This window comes from Citrobacter sp. MGH103, assembly GCF_001034475.2.
Taxonomy (GTDB): Bacteria; Pseudomonadota; Gammaproteobacteria; order Enterobacterales; family Enterobacteriaceae; genus Citrobacter; species Citrobacter freundii.
In genome coordinates this window covers 4,791,620-4,809,347 of the sequence record NZ_CP073043.1, presented here as the reverse complement: position 1 = coordinate 4,809,347, position 17,728 = coordinate 4,791,620, and the positions used below count along the sequence as shown (strand labels likewise).

Genomic DNA, 17,728 nt, shown 5'->3' with positions numbered 1-17,728 from the left:
GTTTGCCTGGCGGGAATTATTTCTTCCCACCGTATTGCGCGAACCACTCCAGCATTCTCTGCCAGCCGTCTTTCGCGGACTCTTCGTGATAGCTCGGGCGATAATCGGCGTTGAACGCATGTCCGGCATCGGGATAGACCACGATTTCCGCTTTAGCATTGGCGGCGCGTAGCGCCTGACGCATTGTTTCAACGGTATCTTGCGGAATGCTGGTATCCTGGCCGCCATAAAGTCCCAAAACGGGGGCGTTAAGATCGGTTGCGATATCAACGGGATGTTTCGGCGAGTTGAGGGTTTTATCACCCACCAGTTTGCCATACCACGCCACGGCCGCTTTTAACTGCGGATTATGTGCGGCATATAACCAGGTAATGCGTCCACCCCAGCAGAATCCAGTGATCATCAGTTGGTGCGCATCTCCTCCGTTGCGGGAGGCCCAGCTGGCGACGTGGTCCAGATCGGCCAGTACCTGAGAGTCAGGCACTTTGGCGACAAGGCCGCTGAGCAACGTGGGGATATCGGCAAAGTCATTGGGATCGCCTTCGCGAAAATAGAGTTCTGGTGCGATAGCCAGATACCCTTCCAGAGCCAGACGGCGGCAAACGTCACGAATGTGCTCATGAATACCAAAAATCTCCTGCACGACAATGACCACGGGAAGCAGGCCATCGGTTTGTTTTGGTCGTGTGTGATACGCTGGCATATCATCGCCTTGTGAAGGTATGGACGTTACACCGGCGATAATTTCGTTATCCGGAGTGTGAACCGTGGTAGACGTCGGTGGAGATACAGCAGGTGCAAAGCCAGATTGTCGTGTTGTCATGGTATTCTCCGTACCCTTAAATATTCAGCCAAAAAGCGCATTGTTAACTATAGACACATGCAACGAACCACATTGCCTTAAACGGGCTATCTTTTGTGCAGGGCTTCCTTACATCGCATCATTTATGTGATATACATCACTGTTTGATGGTAATTGAATGCAATTTATTTACATCAGAGTGATGACTGTCACGAAAATATGTTCATGCCTTCGGTAAAGTGTATTTTTGCTTCTTCTGACAAAACCGATTCACAGAGGAGTTTTTATGTCTAAGTCTGATGTTTTTCATCTCGGCCTCACTAAGAGCGACTTACAAGGGGCTACGCTTGCTATCGTCCCTGGCGACCCGGAGCGGGTGGAAAAGATCGCCGCGCTGATGGATAAGCCGGTTAAGCTGGCATCTCATCGCGAGTTCACTACCTGGCGTGCTGAGCTGGATGGTAAAGCCGTGATCGTTTGCTCTACCGGTATCGGCGGCCCGTCAACCTCTATTGCCGTAGAAGAACTGGCACAGCTGGGCATTCGTACCTTCCTGCGCATCGGTACGACTGGCGCTATCCAGCCGCATATCAACGTGGGCGATGTCCTGGTTACCACGGCGTCTGTCCGTCTGGACGGCGCAAGCCTGCACTTCGCGCCAATGGAGTTCCCGGCCGTTGCGGACTTCGAGTGCACCACTGCGCTGGTGGAAGCGGCGAAATCTATCGGCGCCACAACCCACGTGGGCGTTACCGCATCTTCTGACACCTTCTACCCGGGCCAGGAACGTTACGACACCTTCTCTGGTCGCGTCGTGAGCCGTTTCAAAGGCTCGATGGAAGAGTGGCAGTCTATGGGCGTTATGAACTACGAAATGGAATCTGCCACGCTGCTGACCATGTGCGCAAGCCAGGGTCTGCGTGCCGGTATGGTCGCGGGTGTTATCGTGAACCGTACTCAGCAAGAGATCCCTAATGCGGAAACGATGAAACAAACAGAAAGCCATGCGGTAAAAATCGTGGTGGAAGCTGCGCGTCGTTTACTGTAATTCTCCCGTCTATTCAAAAAGGCCGACGCGTTCGGCCTTTTTATTTTGCGTAGTACCTCGCAGGAAATTCCTTTTAAACTGGACGTTTATACAGCACAATTCTATTTTGTGCGGGTAAGTCGTTGCTGTAAGGGGGCGTTGTGGATATTTCAATTATGATGAGTGCCGTGCTGGCGTTAGCCGCAGGGCTGCTGGTTGGGTGGCTGGCAACAAAAGCACACGCCGACAGGATCCGTGCCGATCTCATCGAAGAACGACGTGAACTGGATATCGCGCTAAGTGCCGCCCGGCAACAACTCTCACAGGAAGCCCACTGGCGTGATGAGTGCGAACTGCTTAATAACGAATTGCGCAGCCTGCACAGTATCAACACCTCTCTGGAAGCTGATCTCCGTGAAGTCACTACCCGGCTGGAAGCAACGCAACAGCATGCGGAAGATAAGATCCGTCAGATGATCAACAGCGAACAGCGCCTGAGCGAGCAGTTTGAAAATCTGGCGAACCGTATATTCGAGCACAGCAATCGCCGCGTAGATGAGCAAAATCGCCAAAGCCTGAACAGCCTGCTGGCACCGCTTCGCGAACAACTGGACGGTTTTCGACGCCAGGTTCAGGACAGCTTTGGTAAAGAGGCACAGGAACGTCATACTCTGGCGCACGAAATTCGTAATCTCCAGCAGCTGAATGCGCAGATGGCACAGGAAGCGGTAAACCTGACGCGGGCATTAAAAGGTGATAACAAAACGCAGGGGAACTGGGGCGAGGTGGTACTCACGCGGGTGCTTGAGGCTTCTGGTCTGCGCGAAGGCTATGAATACGAAACCCAGGTCAGCATCGAAAACGACGCCCGTTCGCGGATGCAGCCAGATGTTATTGTCCGATTACCGCAGGGCAAAGATGTGGTGATTGATGCGAAAATGACGCTGGTCGCCTATGAACGCTATTTTAACGCTGAAGATGAATTCACCCGTGAGAGCGCGTTGCAGGAGCACATCGCCTCGGTGCGCAACCACATTCGTCTGCTGGGCCGCAAAGACTATCAGCAGCTTCCGGGGCTGCGTACGCTTGACTATGTGCTGATGTTTATCCCCGTTGAGCCCGCTTTTTTGCTGGCGCTCGACAGACAGCCCGAACTGATTACCGAAGCGCTTAGAAATAACATTATGCTGGTGAGTCCTACCACGCTGTTGGTGGCATTGCGCACGATCGCCAACCTGTGGCGCTACGAGCATCAGAGTCGTAATGCGCAACAAATTGCCGATCGGGCCAGCAAACTTTATGACAAGATGCGGTTGTTTGTGGATGATATGTCGGCAATAGGTCAAAGCCTGGACAAAGCCCAGGACAACTACCGACAGGCGATGAAAAAACTCTCTTCAGGCCGTGGAAACGTCCTGTCGCAGGCAGAAGCGTTTCGCAGTTTAGGGGTGGAAATTAAGCGCGAGATTAATCCTGAGCTGGCTGAACAAGCTACTACGCAGGATGAAGAGTACCGTTTGCGCTCGGTCCCTGAGACGCAACAAGATGCGTCTTACCCTGATGGTGAAGCGGTAAATCAGCAATCAAACTAGTCCATTTGGGGTAGTTGAACCCGGCAGAAGGGTAGGGCAAATTGGCCCAATCTGTTACACTTCTCGAACATTTTTTGAATGAGCAGGCACTGAGATGGTGGATAATTCACAAGAAACGACGCACTTTGGCTTTCAGACCGTCGCTAAAGAGCAGAAAGCTGACATGGTGGCCCACGTTTTTCATTCTGTGGCCTCTAAATATGACGTTATGAATGACTTAATGTCATTCGGCATTCATCGTTTGTGGAAGCGCTTCACCATTGACTGCAGTGGCGTGCGTCGCGGGCAAACCGTTCTCGATTTAGCAGGCGGTACCGGCGATCTGACGGCGAAATTCTCTCGCATGGTAGGCGAAACCGGCAAAGTTGTGCTGGCGGATATCAATGACTCAATGCTCAAAATGGGTCGCGAAAAGCTGCGCAATATTGGTGTGGTGGGTAACGTTGAGTACGTTCAGGCGAATGCGGAAGCACTACCTTTCCCTGACAACACGTTTGACTGCATCACCATCTCTTTCGGTCTGCGCAACGTTACGGATAAAGACAAAGCATTACGCTCCATGTACCGCGTATTGAAGCCGGGCGGACGTCTACTGGTGCTGGAATTCTCCAAGCCGATTATCGAACCGTTGAGCAAAGCCTACGACGCGTACTCTTTCCATGTTCTGCCGCGTATAGGTTCAATGGTAGCAAGCGATGCGGACAGCTACCGCTATCTGGCGGAATCCATCCGCATGCATCCCGATCAGGACACCTTAAAAGCAATGATGCAAGATGCCGGGTTCGAAAGCGTTGATTACTACAACCTGACAGCAGGTGTCGTTGCGCTGCATCGTGGTTACAAGTTCTGACAGGAGAGTGGGGATGCCTTTAAAACCCTTAGTGACCGCAGGCGTTGAAAATCTGCTCAACACCTTTCTGTACCGCTCTCCTGCGCTCAAGTCAGCCAGAACGCGTTTACAGGGTAAAGTGCTACGTGTTGATCTCAAAGGATTTTCAACATCGTTAGTCCTGGTGTTTAGTGAGCGCCAGGTCGATGTGCTGGGGGCGTGGGAAGGCGAAGCCGATTGCACCGTAATCACATATGCCAGTGTGTTACCGAAATTGCGTGACAGACAGCAACTCACCACGCTTATCCGCAGCGGTGAACTGGAAGTCCAGGGTGATATCCAGGTAGTACAGAACTTTGTTGCGCTGGCCGATCTGGCGGAGTTGGATCCTGCAGAACTGTTAGCACCCTATACCGGCGATATCGTCGCGGAAGGGGTCAGCAAAGTCTTGCGTGGTGGAGCGAAGTTCCTGTGCCATAACTTTCAGCGCCAGCAGCGCTATGTCGCCGAAGCGATCACCGAAGAGTGGCGCATGGCTCCTGGCCCACTAGAGGTTGCATGGTTTGCTGAAGAAACGGCAGCCGTTGAGCGCGCGGTTGAATCTCTGGCCAAACGGCTGGAAAAACTGGAGGCCAAATGACGCCAGGTGAAGTACGGCGCCTTTATTTCATCATTCGCACTTTTTTAAGCTACGGTCTTGATGAACTCATCCCCAAAATGCGAATCACGCTGCCGCTTCGGTTGTGGCGTTACTCGTTGTTCTGGATGCCTAACCGACATAAAGACAAACCGCTGGGAGAAAGGCTGAGACTGGCTTTACAGGAACTCGGCCCGGTGTGGATCAAGTTTGGGCAGATGCTCTCCACCCGTCGTGACCTTTTCCCTCCGCACATCGCCGATCAGCTTGCGCTATTGCAGGATCGTGTTGCCCCGTTTGATGGGCTTAGAGCGAAAAAACAAATCGAAGAGGCCATGGGCGGGCTGCCCGTCGAGGAATGGTTTGATGATTTTGAAATCACGCCGCTGGCATCTGCGTCTGTTGCTCAGGTTCACACTGCGCGATTGAAATCGAATGGCAAAGAGGTGGTGATCAAAGTTATTCGCCCGGACATACTGCCGGTCATCAAAGCGGATTTAAAACTGATCTACCGCCTGGCTCGTTGGGTTCCTCGTCTGCTGCCAGATGGGCGTCGCCTGCGACCAACAGAAGTCGTCCGTGAATATGAAAAAACGTTGATTGATGAGCTAAATCTGCTGCGCGAATCGGCGAACGCCATTCAGCTACGACGTAATTTTGAAGATAGCCCGATGCTGTACATCCCGGAAGTGTATTCCGACTATTGCAGTCAGAACATGATGGTGATGGAGCGCATTTACGGTATCCCGGTTTCAGATGTCACCACGCTTGAGAAGAACGGCACCAATATGAAGTTGCTGGCTGAACGTGGTGTTCAGGTCTTCTTTACTCAGGTTTTCCGCGACAGCTTTTTCCATGCGGACATGCACCCCGGGAACATTTTTGTCAGTTATGAGCACCCTGAAAACCCGAAATACATTGGTATTGATTGTGGGATTGTGGGCTCTTTAAACAAAGAAGATAAGCGTTACCTGGCTGAAAACTTCATTGCGTTCTTTAACCGCGATTACCGCAAAGTTGCTGAACTGCACGTGGATTCTGGTTGGGTTCCACCGGATACCAACGTAGAAGAGTTTGAATTTGCCATTCGTACCGTGTGCGAGCCGATTTTTGAAAAACCGCTGGCGGAGATTTCCTTTGGTCATGTGCTGTTGAATTTGTTCAACACTGCGCGCCGCTTCAATATGGAAGTCCAGCCTCAACTGGTATTGCTACAGAAGACGCTGCTGTACGTTGAGGGTGTCGGACGACAGCTCTACCCGCAATTAGATTTGTGGAAAACGGCTAAGCCATTCCTCGAATCCTGGATTAAAGATCAGGTCGGTATTCCGGCGCTCGTTAGGGCATTTAAAGAAAAAGCACCGTTCTGGGTCGAAAAAATGCCAGAAATACCTGAACTGGTGTATGACAGTTTGCGCCAGGGCAAATATTTACAGCACAGTGTTGATAAGATTGCCCGCGAGCTTCACGCGAATCATGTACGCCAGGGACAATCCCGTTATTTATTGGGCATTGGCGCAACATTGTTGCTAAGTGGAACATTCCTGCTGGTAAGCCGCCCTGAGTGGGGGCTTATGCCGGGCTGGTTGATGGCAGGCGGTGTCTTAGCCTGGTTAATCGGCTGGCGCAAAATGCGCTGAATTTTTCATCGCCCAAGGCAGGCCGTGTAACGTATACTACGGCCTTATTAATTCATCATCTATGACAGAGGAACATGTATGGGTGGTATCAGTATTTGGCAGTTGTTGATCATTGCCGTCATCGTTGTACTGCTATTTGGCACCAAGAAACTCGGCTCCATCGGTTCCGATCTTGGCGCATCGATTAAAGGCTTCAAAAAAGCGATGGGTGATGATGAGCCTAAGCAAGATAAAACCAGCCAGGACGCTGATTTTACAGCTAAATCCATCACCGATAAGCAGGGCGAAGTGAAAAAGGAAGACGCCAAAAGCCAAGATAAAGAGCAGGTATAATCCGTGTTTGATATCGGTTTTAGCGAACTGTTATTGGTGTTCGTGATCGGCCTCATCGTCCTGGGGCCGCAACGATTACCCGTAGCGGTAAAAACGGTGGCTGGCTGGGTGCGTGCTTTACGTTCCCTGGCAACTACTGTTCAGAATGAACTGACCCAGGAGCTTAAGCTTCAGGAGTTTCAGGACAGCCTGAAGAAAGTAGAGAAAGCGAGCCTGACAAATCTGACCCCGGAGCTGAAAGCGTCAATGGATGAGCTGCGTGAAGCGGCGGAATCGATGAAGCGTTCATACAGCGTGCACGATCCTGAGAAAGCGAGCGATGAAGCGCACACTATCCATAATCCGGTGGTGAAAGAAGGTGAAGCGCAGCGAGAAGGGGTCACCCCTGCCGCCGCTGAAAATCAGGCCAGTTCGCCGGAGCAAAAACCGGAATCCACGGGTGCTAAAACGCCAGAGCCGACGGAAAACGCTTCCGCCACGTTGATGGATGCAGAAAAGAAAGCTGCCGCACCTGTTGTCGAATCCTCACCCTCGTCGAGTGATAAACCGTAAACATGTCTGTAGAAGATACCCAACCGCTCATCACGCATCTTATTGAGCTGCGTAAGCGACTCCTGAACTGCATTATTGCGGTAATCGTGATCTTTCTGGCGTTGGTTTATTTTGCCAACGACATTTACCATATGGTTGCAGCGCCGCTGATTAAACAGATGCCGCAGGGCGCAACGATGATCGCCACCGATGTGGCTTCGCCGTTCTTTACGCCAATCAAGTTGACCTTCATGGTGTCGCTGATCCTGTCAGCGCCAGTGATCCTCTACCAGGTATGGGCATTCATTGCGCCTGCTTTGTACAAACATGAACGTCGCCTGGTTGTGCCGCTGCTGGTCTCCAGTTCGTTGCTGTTCTACATCGGCATGGCATTCGCCTATTTTGTCGTCTTCCCGTTGGCGTTTGGTTTTCTGGCTAACACGGCTCCGCAAGGCGTGCAGGTATCAACGGACATTGCCAGCTATCTCAGCTTTGTAATGGCGCTATTTATGGCTTTCGGTGTCTCTTTTGAGGTCCCTGTCGCCATTGTGCTGCTATGCTGGATGGGCATTACGACGCCAGACGATTTACGTAAGAAACGACCTTACGTTGTGGTGGGAGCATTCGTCGTCGGGATGTTACTGACCCCGCCAGATGTCTTCTCGCAAACGTTGTTGGCGATACCGATGTACTGCCTGTTTGAAGTGGGCGTTTTCTTCTCTCGTTTCTATGTCGGCAAGCGACGTACGCGAGATGAGGACAACGAGGCTGAAGAAGCAAAAGAAGCCGAAGCCACCGAGAAAACAGAAGAGTAAGTTCAACCGCCCGTCAGGGCGGTTGTCATATGGGAGGTAGCATGTTTGACATTGGCGTTAATTTAACCAGTTCACAATTTGCAAAAGACAGGGATGATGTTGTGGCGCGCGCCTTTGCTGCGGGCGTAAACGGTATGCTTCTGACCGGAACAAACCTGCACGAAAGCCAGCAGGCGCTAAAGTTGGCACAGCATTATCCGCATTGCTGGTCCACGGCTGGCGTGCACCCGCATGACAGCAGCCAATGGCAGTCCTCAACGGAAGACGAGATTATCTCGCTGGCAAACCAGTCTGAGGTGGTCGCTATTGGCGAGTGCGGTCTGGATTTCAATCGCAATTTCTCCACGCCGCAGGAGCAGGAACGTGCTTTTGAGGCGCAGCTGCGCATTGCTGCTGAACTGCAGATGCCGATTTTCATGCATTGTCGGGATGCCCACGAGCGTTTTCTGACGTTGCTGGAGCCGTGGCTGGATAGCCTCCCAGGCGCGGTGCTGCACTGTTTTACCGGAACGCGACAGGAGATGCAGGACTGCGTGGACCGGGGACTCTATATCGGTATCACCGGCTGGGTCTGTGATGAGCGCCGGGGGATGGAACTGCGGGAACTGCTGCCGTTTATTCCGGTGGAAAGGCTGCTGATTGAAACCGATGCGCCTTACCTACTCCCTCGCGACTTAACGCCTAAACCGACGTCACGGCGCAATGAACCGGCGCACCTGCCACATATTCTTGAGCGTATTGCCCACTGGCGCGGTGAAAATCCTCAATGGCTGTCAGCAAGCATTGATGCTAACGTCCGAACGCTGTTCGAAGTGACCTTCTAAACGGCTTAAATTTTTCGAAAGCCGGTATTTTTCACGCTCTGCTTAACCTCTTTATTCAACAGGTTAAGCAGTAGCATGGAACGCGCTTCGCCATCCGGTTCGGTGAAGATCGCTTTTAGCCCCTCAAACGCCCCTTCAGTAATAATCACGCTGTCCCCTGGCTGAGGAGTTTGCGGGTCAACAATTCCTTCAGGCTTGTAGATAGAAAGCTGGTGAATAACGGGAGAAGGAACTGTCGCAGGCGTCGCGCCAAAACGGACGAAATGGCTGACACCACGCGTGGCATTGATAGTCGTGGTGTGGATCACTTCCGGGTCGAACTCGACAAACATGTAATTAGGGAATAGTGGTTCACTGACTGTGGTACGTTTACCGCGCACTATTTTTTCCAGGGTGATCATAGGCGTCAGGCAGTTCACCGCCTGCCTTTCCAGGTGTTCCTGGGCTCGCTGAAGTTGCCCACGTTTGCAGTACAGTAAATACCAGGATTGCATAATAACTCTTATCCGCTTGTTCTGAGCGCCAGCATAGCAAAAGCCATGCGTTAAGTTAATTATACCCGCCTCAACGCAGGCTGAAACCCAATGGGTATATACTCCCAGGGCTTATATGTATCGCCAGAGTTCACGCTAATTTAACAAAAATACAGCATCACAATGATGAACGCCGTATAATGAAGCGCTTACGAAGAGGCCACAATGGACGCCATGAAATATCACGATTTACGCGACTTCCTGACGCTGCTTGAACAGCAGGGCGAGCTCAAACGCATTTCGCTTGAGGTGGATCCCCACCTGGAAATTACTGAAATTGCCGATCGCACTCTGCGTGCCGGTGGGCCTGCCTTACTGTTTGAGAATCCGAAAGGCTATTCAATGCCGGTGCTGTGTAACCTGTTTGGCACACCAAAGCGTGTTGCGATGGGGATGGGACAAGAAGATGTCTCGGCGCTACGAGAAGTCGGTAAACTGTTGGCGTTTTTGAAAGAGCCAGAGCCACCGAAAGGATTCCGCGATCTGTTTGATAAGCTGCCGCAGTTTAAGCAGGTGTTGAACATGCCGACTAAGCGGTTGCGCGGTGCGCCTTGTCAGCAAAAAATCTACTCAGGCGGTGACGTTGATTTAAACCGCATTCCGATTATGACCTGCTGGCCGGAAGATGCCGCGCCGCTGATTACCTGGGGACTCACCGTCACGCGTGGTCCGCATAAAGAGCGGCAGAATCTGGGCATCTATCGCCAGCAGCTGATTGGTAAAAACAAGCTTATTATGCGCTGGTTGTCCCATCGCGGCGGCGCGCTTGATTATCAGGAGTGGTGCGCGGCGCATCCTGGTGAACGTTTCCCGGTTTCAGTGGCGTTGGGGGCTGATCCTGCGACCATTCTGGGGGCCGTGACGCCCGTTCCTGATACATTATCCGAGTATGCATTTGCCGGGCTGTTGCGCGGTACCAAGACCGAAGTGGTCAAATGTATTTCCAACGACCTGGAAGTGCCTGCCAGCGCAGAAATCGTACTGGAAGGGTACGTCGAACCGGGCGAGCTGGCTCCAGAAGGGCCCTATGGCGATCATACCGGCTACTACAACGAAGTAGATAATTTCCCGGTCTTTACCGTCACCCACATTACCCAGCGTGAAGATGCTATTTATCACTCTACCTATACCGGACGCCCGCCTGATGAGCCAGCAGTGCTCGGCGTGGCGCTGAACGAAGTATTCGTTCCTATTCTGCAAAAGCAGTTCCCGGAAATCGTCGATTTTTACCTGCCTCCGGAAGGCTGTTCATATCGTCTGGCCGTGGTGACGATGAAAAAACAGTACGCAGGCCATGCCAAACGCGTCATGATGGGTGTTTGGTCTTTTTTGCGCCAGTTCATGTACACCAAATTTGTTATTGTCTGCGATGATGACGTTAACGCGCGCGACTGGAATGATGTAATTTGGGCTATTACTACCCGTATGGACCCCGCCCGGGATACGGTACTGGTAGAGAATACGCCAATTGATTACCTGGACTTTGCCTCGCCGGTTTCCGGCCTTGGTTCAAAAATGGGGCTGGATGCCACAAATAAATGGCCGGGCGAAACCCAACGCGAATGGGGACGTCCGATTAAAAAAGATCCTGAAGTGACTGCGCGTATTGACGCAATTTGGGATGAACTGGCCATCTTTAATGACGGCAAAAGCGCCTGAGGCGCGATCGTTTTGCCTATTGATCCGACAGAGAGAGCGCATGACAACCTTAAGCTGTAAAGTGACCTCGGTAGAAGCTATAACTGACACCGTATATCGCGTTCGTTTAGTGCCAGACGCGGCGTTTTCCTTTCGTGCTGGCCAGTATTTAATGGTCGTGATGGACGAAAGGGATAAGCGTCCGTTCTCCATGGCATCAACGCCGGACGAGCAAGGATTCATTGAGCTGCACGTTGGCGCCTCTGAGCTAAATCTTTACGCCATGGCCGTGATGGACCGTATTCTGAAAGACCGGGAAATCAAGGTCGATATTCCGCATGGCGAAGCCTGGCTGCGTGATGAAGACGAGCGCCCGCTGATCCTGATTGCCGGAGGTACAGGGTTCTCTTACGTGCGTTCTATTCTGCTTACCGCGCTGGCACGCAATCCCAACCGCGATATCACGATTTACTGGGGCGGGCGCGAAGAGAAGCATCTCTACGATCTCTCAGAGCTGGAAGCATTGTCGGTGAATCACCCGAACCTGCGTGTTGAGCCGGTGGTAGAGCAGCCTGAAGACGGCTGGCGTGGTCGTACGGGAACCGTGTTAACGGCAGTATTGCAGGATTACGGTACTCTGGCGGAACACGATATCTACATTGCCGGTCGTTTTGAGATGGCAAAAATCGCGCGCGACCTGTTCTGTAATGAGCGTCAGGCACGTGAAGATCGCCTGTTTGGCGACGCGTTCGCGTTCATTTAAGCGCTGTGCGCCGGAGTCCTTCCGGCGCATCCATCACCAACCTTACTTCTTCTAACAGGGTGCAAGCCCGGTCTCACAGCTCCTCTTTTCAGAACATTTTTAGTAAACATGTTTTTCCTATCTATTAACCATAAAACTGATTTTTTGTGACGGGTCTCATTTTGTTTAGTAAACAAAATAGGCAAGCTGTATCGCATCACATTGCTGGACATCAACGAGGGAAAACCATGAGGCTCGGACTGGATATCGGCGGGACTAAAATTGAAGCGGTGGTGATTGATAACGCGGGTGAAATTGTTTACCGCGAGCGATGTGCGACACCAAAGCAGAGTTACGGTGATTTTTTCCAGGCCGTGACGGAGATGATTTCTAAGGCCAGACTGGCCGTTAATCAGTCTTTATCGGTTGGTGTTGGAGTGCCTGGCGCGGTGGATAGCGAAGGTTTGATTAAGAATTCGAACATCCTGGTGTTGAATCAGCAGGCCTTTGCTCAAGACCTTGAGCGAGCGTTAGGAATACCTGTGCCTGTTACTAATGATGCCAACTGCTTTACCCTGTCGGAAGCGATGGACGGTAGCGGACACGGGCATAGCGTGGTATTTGGCGTGATCCTCGGTACCGGTTGCGGCGGTGGACTATGCATCGATAACCGTTTGATCTCTGGGCCTAACGCCTGTGCAGGAGAGTGGGGACATAATGCATTGCCGCGCTACCACGAATCTCGGGATGGGGCTGAAGTGACATGCTATTGCGGACAGGTGAACTGTATTGAGAGCTTTATTTCCGGCAGCGGCCTGGAGCGTCAGTATATGAATCACACCGCGCAACATGCAGGTGTGCCACATATTATGCAGCGGGTAGAATCGGGTGATGCAGATGCCTGTTTGTTATGGGAACGCTATTGCGATCAGCTGGCGCGCGCGTTGGCGGGGGTGGTGAATACGCTCGATCCCGATGTTATCGTGCTGGGCGGTGGGGTATCCAATATCACTTTACTGTACTCAGGCTTGCAGGCGCGAGTGGCGCAGTACGTATTTGGTAAACAGTGCCGTACGCCGATCGTTCAGGCCCGACACGGTGACAGCAGCGGCGTACGCGGCGCGGCCTGGCTGGGGGCGCAAAAGGCCAGCGTAAATCAATGAGAGTGACATGACGAAACCTGTACGTATCAGGGACATTGCCGAAGCTTGTGGTGTCTCGGTTGGCGCGGTTTCCCGCGCCCTGAAAGGGCAGCCAGGGCTACGTGAAGATACCCGGCTGCGCATTATTTCTGTGGCGCAGCAGCAGGGTTATGATTTTTCTCGCCTGCGTGCAGACAAGATCAAACGCGTCCTGTTTTTGCTGCACCGCCAGCACAATATCAGCCGGGCATTGCCGTTTTATTCTCAACTGCTGCTGGGGATAGAAGATAACTGTCGTGACCATGGTATTGCGCTGAGCTTTCTCTCCATTGGTCCAGGCGATGCAGTGAGTGAGCAGGTGATGTTGCACCAGCCTGATGCGCTGATCTGCGCGGGATTTTTTGAGCCTGAATTACTTGGCTTGCTGCAACAGATGAAACTGCCGTTGGTGCTGGTGGATCTCTGGGCGCCGGGCCTGCCTTGCGTGAACCCGGACAATACCCAGGGCGGTTATCTGGCCACGCAACATCTGATTGCGCAAGGGCGCAGCCGTATCGCTTTTCTTGCCAGTTCGCTTGCACACTACAGCATCCGTCAGCGCGAGAAGGGCTACCGTCAGGCATTGTATGAAGCCCGTTTGCTGATGCCGCCAGAGTATGAAGCCATTGCGCCGCCACTGCTGGATACCGAGCAATCTTTGGTGGAGGCGATTAATGAATTGCTCAGCCTGCCAGAGCCGCCCGACGCTATTTTTGCCTATAACGACGCGGCAGCGCTGGTTGTTCAACGGGTGTGTGCGCAGCAGGGTATACGTATCCCGGAAGATCTTGCGTTGGTGGGGTTTGATGATATTGATGCTGCGGCCTGGTCACATCCACCACTCACCACCATTGCGGTTGATAAACAACAATTGGGGCGTGAAGCGCTGCGTTTATTGCTGGAAGAAAATCAGGAAGAGAATCTGCTGTTGCCGGTGCAGTTAGTGGTGCGTGGTAGTTCAGGGAAATAAAAAACCCGCCCCTGACAGGCGGGAAGAACGGCAACTAAACCTTTCCCCGTCATAATTCACACTGCCTCTTTGTTGGCTGCCTTTGCTCACCCCGGTCACATAGTTATCTATGCTCCCGGGGATTCGCTCAGTTGCCGCCGCGATGCAGCGCGAATTATTTAGGGGAATTTATCTTTGATTAAACTCGCTCAAATACCGTCGCGATGCCCTGACCTAACCCGATACACATCGTCGCCAGGCCAAACTGTACGTCTTTGCGTTCCATCAGGTTGAGCAGGGTGGTGCTGATACGTGCCCCGGAGCATCCCAGTGGGTGGCCCAGAGCGATCGCGCCGCCGTTGAGGTTGATCTTCTCGTCTATCTGCTCCATCAGTCCCAGATCTTTAATGCACGGCAGGATCTGAGCGGCAAAGGCTTCGTTCATCTCAAACAAGCCGATGTCGCTGGTGGAGAGTCCCGCTTTTTTCAGCGCCAGCTTTGAGGCCGGAACCGGACCGTAACCCATGATTGACGGGTCGCAGCCAACAACAGCCATCGAACGAATACGGGCACGCGGCGTCAGACCCAGCTCACGGGCGCGACTTTCACTCATCACCAGCATCGCCGCTGCGCCGTCGGAGAGCGCGGAGGAGGTACCGGCAGTGACCGTTCCACTAACCGGATCGAACGCCGGGCGCAGGGTGGAGAGCGCTTCAACGGTTGTCTCCGGGCGGATCACCTCATCGTAGTTAAACTGCTTTAGCACGCCGTCGGCATCATGACCGCCGGTCGGGATGATTTCGTTTTTAAATGCGCCAGACTGTGTTGCAGCCCAGGCGCGAGCATGTGAACGTGCGGCGAAAGCATCCTGCATTTCACGGCTGATGCCGTGCATGCGGGAGAGCATTTCTGCGGTCAGACCCATCATCCCCGCCGCTTTTGCTACGTTGCGGCTCATGCCCGGATGGAAATCAACGCCGTGGCTCATTGGTACATGGCCCATATGCTCCACGCCACCAATCAGGCATGCCTGAGCATCGCCGGTCATGATCATACGTGCCGCGTCGTGCAGCGCCTGCATTGATGAACCGCACAGGCGGTTCACGGTGACCGCCGGAACGGAGTGCGGAATTTCCGCCAGCAGCGCGGCGTTACGGGCGATGTTGAAACCCTGCTCCAGCGTTTGCTGCACACAGCCCCAGTAAATGTCATCCAGCGCGGTTGGATCCAGTGCCGGATTACGCGCCAGCAGGCTACGCATTAAGTGTGCGGAGAGATCTTCTGCCCGCACGTTACGAAACGCCCCCCCTTTTGAACGGCCCATCGGGGTACGGATCGCATCAACAATTACAACCTGTTCCATTGTGACTCCTTAAGCCGTTTTCAGGCTGCCAACCGGGCGGGCAGGCTCAACCTGGGGATAATACGGTTCGTTATGGCGCGCCTTATCACGCAGACCAGCCGGAACTTCATACAGCGCTCCGAGGTGCTGATACTGCTGGGCCATATCGAGATACTTCGCGCTGCCGAGCGTATCCAGCCAGCGGAACGCGCCGCCGTGGAACGGAGGGAAGCCCAGGCCATACACCAGTGCCATATCGGCTTCTGCCGGGCTGGCTATAATGCCTTCTTCCAGGCACCGTACCACTTCGTTGACCATTGGGATCATCATGCGAGCGATAATCTCTTCATCACTGAATTCGCGTTTCGGCTGGCTGACTTCTGCCAGCAGATCATCAACGGTGGCATCCTCTTCTTTTTTCGGCTTGCCCTTGTTGTCTTCTTTATAACGCCAGAATCCAAGACCGTTTTTCTGTCCGAAACGGTTAGCATCAAACAGGGCGTCTATCGCGTCGCGATAATCTTTCTGCATACGCTGAGGGAAGCCTGCGGACATCACTGCCTGCGCGTGATGTGCGGTATCAATTCCCACCACGTCCAGCAGATAAGCCGGGCCCATCGGCCAGCCAAACTGTTTTTCCATGACTTTATCGACTTTGCGGAAATCCGCCCCATCGCGCAGCAGCTGGCTGAAACCGGCAAAATACGGGAACAGCACGCGGTTCACGAAGAAACCGGGGCAGTCGTTGACCACAATTGGCGTTTTGCCCATCTGGCTTGCCCATGCGACAACTTTGGCGATGGTTTCATCCGAGCTTTTCTCGCCGCGAATGATCTCAACCAGTGGCATGCGGTGTACTGGGTTAAAGAAGTGCATCCCACAGAAGTTTTCCGGGCGCTTGAGCGCGCTGGCCAGCTCGTTGATTGGGATGGTAGAGGTATTCGACGCCAGTACGGTGTCCGGGCGTACCTGATCTTCGGTTTCCGCCAGTACCGCTTTTTTCACTTTCGGGTTTTCCACGACCGCTTCAACCACCACGTCCACACGCTCAAAACCGCTATAGTCGAGGGTTGGATGAATAGTGGAAATCACGCCCGCCATTTTCAGACCGTCAATTTTGCCGCGCTCAAGCTGTTTGTTCAGCAGTTTGGCCGCTTCGGTCATGCCCAGCGTTAATGATTTGTCGTTGATATCTTTCATGACAACCGGCACGCCTTTCCAGGCTGACTGGTAAGCGATGCCGCCGCCCATAATGCCTGCACCCAGCACTGCCGCTTGCTTTGGTGCTTCAATATTTTTGGTGAGCTTTTTGGCTTTGGCTTTCACGAACTGATCGTTAAGGAAGATCCCAACCAGCGCGCGAGCTTCACTGGTGTGCGCCAGTGGCACAAAGCTTTTATTTTCCAGATTCAGCGCTTCTTCACGGCCAAAACGAGCCGCTGCTTCAATAGTTTTTACCGCGGTAATCGGTGCGGGATAATGCTTACCTGCCGTCTGCGCCACCATGCCTTTGGCGATGGTAAAGCTCATAGCCGCTTCAATTTTGCTGAGTTTCAACGGCTCCAGCTTAGGCTGACGTTTGGCTTTCCAGTCGAGGTCGCCGTTAATCGCCTGACGTAATACCGCGATCGCGCCATCAAGCAGTTTGTCTTGCTTCACTACGCCATCGACCAGACCGACTTTAAGCGCCTGCTCAGCACCAACGTCTTTACCTGCCGCAATAATTTCCAGAGCGCTGTCCGCACCCAGCATACGTGGCATACGCACAGAGCCGCCAAAGCCCGGCATAATGCCCAGCTTGGTTTCCGGCAGGCCAATGCGCAGGTCCGGCGTTGCCAGACGATAATCGGTTGCCAGGACACACTCGCAGCCACCGCCCAACGCATAACCATTTACCGCTGAGAGGGTCGGAACAGGTAGATCTTCGAGGCGGTTAAAGACGCTGTTGGCAAAATGCAGCCACTGGCTCAGTTGCTCTTCAGGCACGAGGAACAGTGAAAGGAATTCGGTGATATCGGCACCAACAATAAAGGCTGCTTTGTTAGAGCGCAGAAGCAGCCCTTTTAAATTCGGTTGTTTTTCCAGCACATCAAGCGCATGGCCCAGGCTGGCAACGGTGGCCGTGTCGAGTTTATTGACCGAACCAGGGGCATCGAACACCAGTTCGGCGATGCCATCTTCCAGCCAGTCGAGGTACAGGGTGTCGCCTTTGTAAAGCATGTCAGTCTCCTGAATCCGCAAGGTGATCTGGTCATACCAGATGAATCGAAGTGTGTGTTTTATGTTAATAAAATGCAAATGAATGATTAAAGA

17 protein-coding genes are annotated in these 17,728 nt (G+C 53.0%); 13 read left to right on the top strand and 4 right to left on the bottom strand.

Features of this window, described 5'->3' with window-relative positions:
* Nucleotides 1-16: 16 nt before the first annotated feature.
* Entirely contained in the window at nucleotides 17-823 is an 807-nt protein-coding gene (locus SK33_RS23140) for a dienelactone hydrolase family protein (RefSeq protein ID WP_048220148.1), read from the bottom strand.
* Nucleotides 824-1,088: 265 nt separating this feature from the next.
* Here SK33_RS23140 and udp point away from each other — a divergent pair, with 265 nt between their 5' ends.
* The 9 genes from udp to tatD all read left to right on the top strand — a co-directional run bounded on the left by udp (nucleotide 1,089) and on the right by tatD (nucleotide 9,030).
* Nucleotides 1,089-1,850 (top strand): uridine phosphorylase, encoded by a 762-nt coding sequence (udp, locus tag SK33_RS23135; RefSeq protein WP_003017903.1) that lies wholly within the window; start codon nucleotides 1,089-1,091, stop codon nucleotides 1,848-1,850.
* A 140-nt stretch (nucleotides 1,851-1,990) separates the two neighbouring features.
* Nucleotides 1,991-3,421: a DNA recombination protein RmuC gene (rmuC, locus tag SK33_RS23130; RefSeq protein ID WP_003017901.1), complete on the top strand. Its 1,431-nt coding sequence runs from the start codon at nucleotides 1,991-1,993 to the stop codon at nucleotides 3,419-3,421.
* A gap of 94 nt (nucleotides 3,422-3,515) precedes the next feature.
* Nucleotides 3,516-4,271, top strand: coding sequence for a bifunctional demethylmenaquinone methyltransferase/2-methoxy-6-polyprenyl-1,4-benzoquinol methylase UbiE (ubiE, locus tag SK33_RS23125; RefSeq protein ID WP_003017897.1), 756 nt, complete (start codon nucleotides 3,516-3,518; stop codon nucleotides 4,269-4,271).
* 13 nt (nucleotides 4,272-4,284) lie between these two features.
* The gene (gene ubiJ / locus SK33_RS23120) at nucleotides 4,285-4,890 is read left to right on the top strand and encodes a ubiquinone biosynthesis protein UbiJ (protein WP_003017894.1); all 606 of its coding nucleotides are present in this window, start codon (nucleotides 4,285-4,287) and stop codon (nucleotides 4,888-4,890) included.
* A complete protein-coding gene (gene ubiB / locus SK33_RS23115; RefSeq protein WP_003841233.1) occupies nucleotides 4,887-6,527 on the top strand; it encodes a ubiquinone biosynthesis regulatory protein kinase UbiB in 1,641 nt (546 codons plus the stop codon). Before ubiJ ends, ubiB begins: the two co-directional genes overlap by 4 nt.
* A 78-nt stretch (nucleotides 6,528-6,605) precedes the next feature.
* Nucleotides 6,606-6,860, top strand: coding sequence for a Sec-independent protein translocase subunit TatA (gene tatA / locus SK33_RS23110; RefSeq protein WP_003017888.1), 255 nt, complete (start codon nucleotides 6,606-6,608; stop codon nucleotides 6,858-6,860).
* Nucleotides 6,861-6,863: 3 nt separating this feature from the next.
* The gene (gene tatB / locus SK33_RS23105) at nucleotides 6,864-7,412 is read left to right on the top strand and encodes a Sec-independent protein translocase protein TatB (RefSeq protein ID WP_003017886.1); all 549 of its coding nucleotides are present in this window, start codon (nucleotides 6,864-6,866) and stop codon (nucleotides 7,410-7,412) included.
* A 2-nt stretch (nucleotides 7,413-7,414) separates the two neighbouring features.
* Complete coding sequence (tatC, locus tag SK33_RS23100; RefSeq protein ID WP_003017884.1) at nucleotides 7,415-8,206, top strand: Sec-independent protein translocase subunit TatC; 792 nt, start codon at nucleotides 7,415-7,417, stop codon at nucleotides 8,204-8,206.
* A 41-nt stretch (nucleotides 8,207-8,247) separates the two neighbouring features.
* Nucleotides 8,248-9,030 carry a 3'-5' ssDNA/RNA exonuclease TatD gene (gene tatD / locus SK33_RS23095; RefSeq protein WP_032950643.1) on the top strand — a complete coding sequence of 261 codons (783 nt, stop codon included), beginning with the start codon at nucleotides 8,248-8,250 and terminating at the stop codon, nucleotides 9,028-9,030.
* Nucleotides 9,031-9,035: 5 nt separating this feature from the next.
* On the opposite strand, the gene rfaH is transcribed toward tatD, so the two are convergent.
* Nucleotides 9,036-9,524 carry a transcription/translation regulatory transformer protein RfaH gene (gene rfaH / locus SK33_RS23090; protein WP_003017881.1) on the bottom strand — a complete coding sequence of 163 codons (489 nt, stop codon included), beginning with the start codon at nucleotides 9,522-9,524 and terminating at the stop codon, nucleotides 9,036-9,038.
* Between the two features lie 204 nt (nucleotides 9,525-9,728).
* On the opposite strand from rfaH, the gene ubiD reads away from it, so the two are divergent.
* The 4 genes from ubiD to SK33_RS23070 all read left to right on the top strand — a co-directional run bounded on the left by ubiD (nucleotide 9,729) and on the right by SK33_RS23070 (nucleotide 14,094).
* On the top strand, nucleotides 9,729-11,222 hold the full coding sequence (gene ubiD / locus SK33_RS23085; RefSeq protein WP_113772706.1) for a 4-hydroxy-3-polyprenylbenzoate decarboxylase: 1,494 nt from the start codon (nucleotides 9,729-9,731) through the stop codon (nucleotides 11,220-11,222).
* A 40-nt stretch (nucleotides 11,223-11,262) separates the two neighbouring features.
* Nucleotides 11,263-11,964, top strand: a complete 702-nt coding sequence (gene fre, locus SK33_RS23080; RefSeq protein ID WP_003017873.1) for an NAD(P)H-flavin reductase — start codon at nucleotides 11,263-11,265, stop codon at nucleotides 11,962-11,964.
* Between the two features lie 227 nt (nucleotides 11,965-12,191).
* Nucleotides 12,192-13,106: an ROK family protein gene (locus SK33_RS23075; RefSeq protein ID WP_032938486.1), complete on the top strand. Its 915-nt coding sequence runs from the start codon at nucleotides 12,192-12,194 to the stop codon at nucleotides 13,104-13,106.
* A gap of 7 nt (nucleotides 13,107-13,113) precedes the next feature.
* Entirely contained in the window at nucleotides 13,114-14,094 is a 981-nt protein-coding gene (locus tag SK33_RS23070; RefSeq protein ID WP_003017867.1) for a LacI family DNA-binding transcriptional regulator, read from the top strand.
* Nucleotides 14,095-14,272: 178 nt separating this feature from the next.
* Here SK33_RS23070 and fadA read toward each other — a convergent pair whose 3' ends face one another.
* Together fadA and fadB are read right to left on the bottom strand one after the other, a co-directional pair.
* Nucleotides 14,273-15,436 carry an acetyl-CoA C-acyltransferase FadA gene (gene fadA, locus SK33_RS23065; protein ID WP_003017858.1) on the bottom strand — a complete coding sequence of 388 codons (1,164 nt, stop codon included), beginning with the start codon at nucleotides 15,434-15,436 and terminating at the stop codon, nucleotides 14,273-14,275.
* A gap of 9 nt (nucleotides 15,437-15,445) precedes the next feature.
* Nucleotides 15,446-17,635, bottom strand: coding sequence for a fatty acid oxidation complex subunit alpha FadB (gene fadB / locus SK33_RS23060; protein WP_048220150.1), 2,190 nt, complete (start codon nucleotides 17,633-17,635; stop codon nucleotides 15,446-15,448).
* Nucleotides 17,636-17,728: the final 93 nt, after the last annotated feature.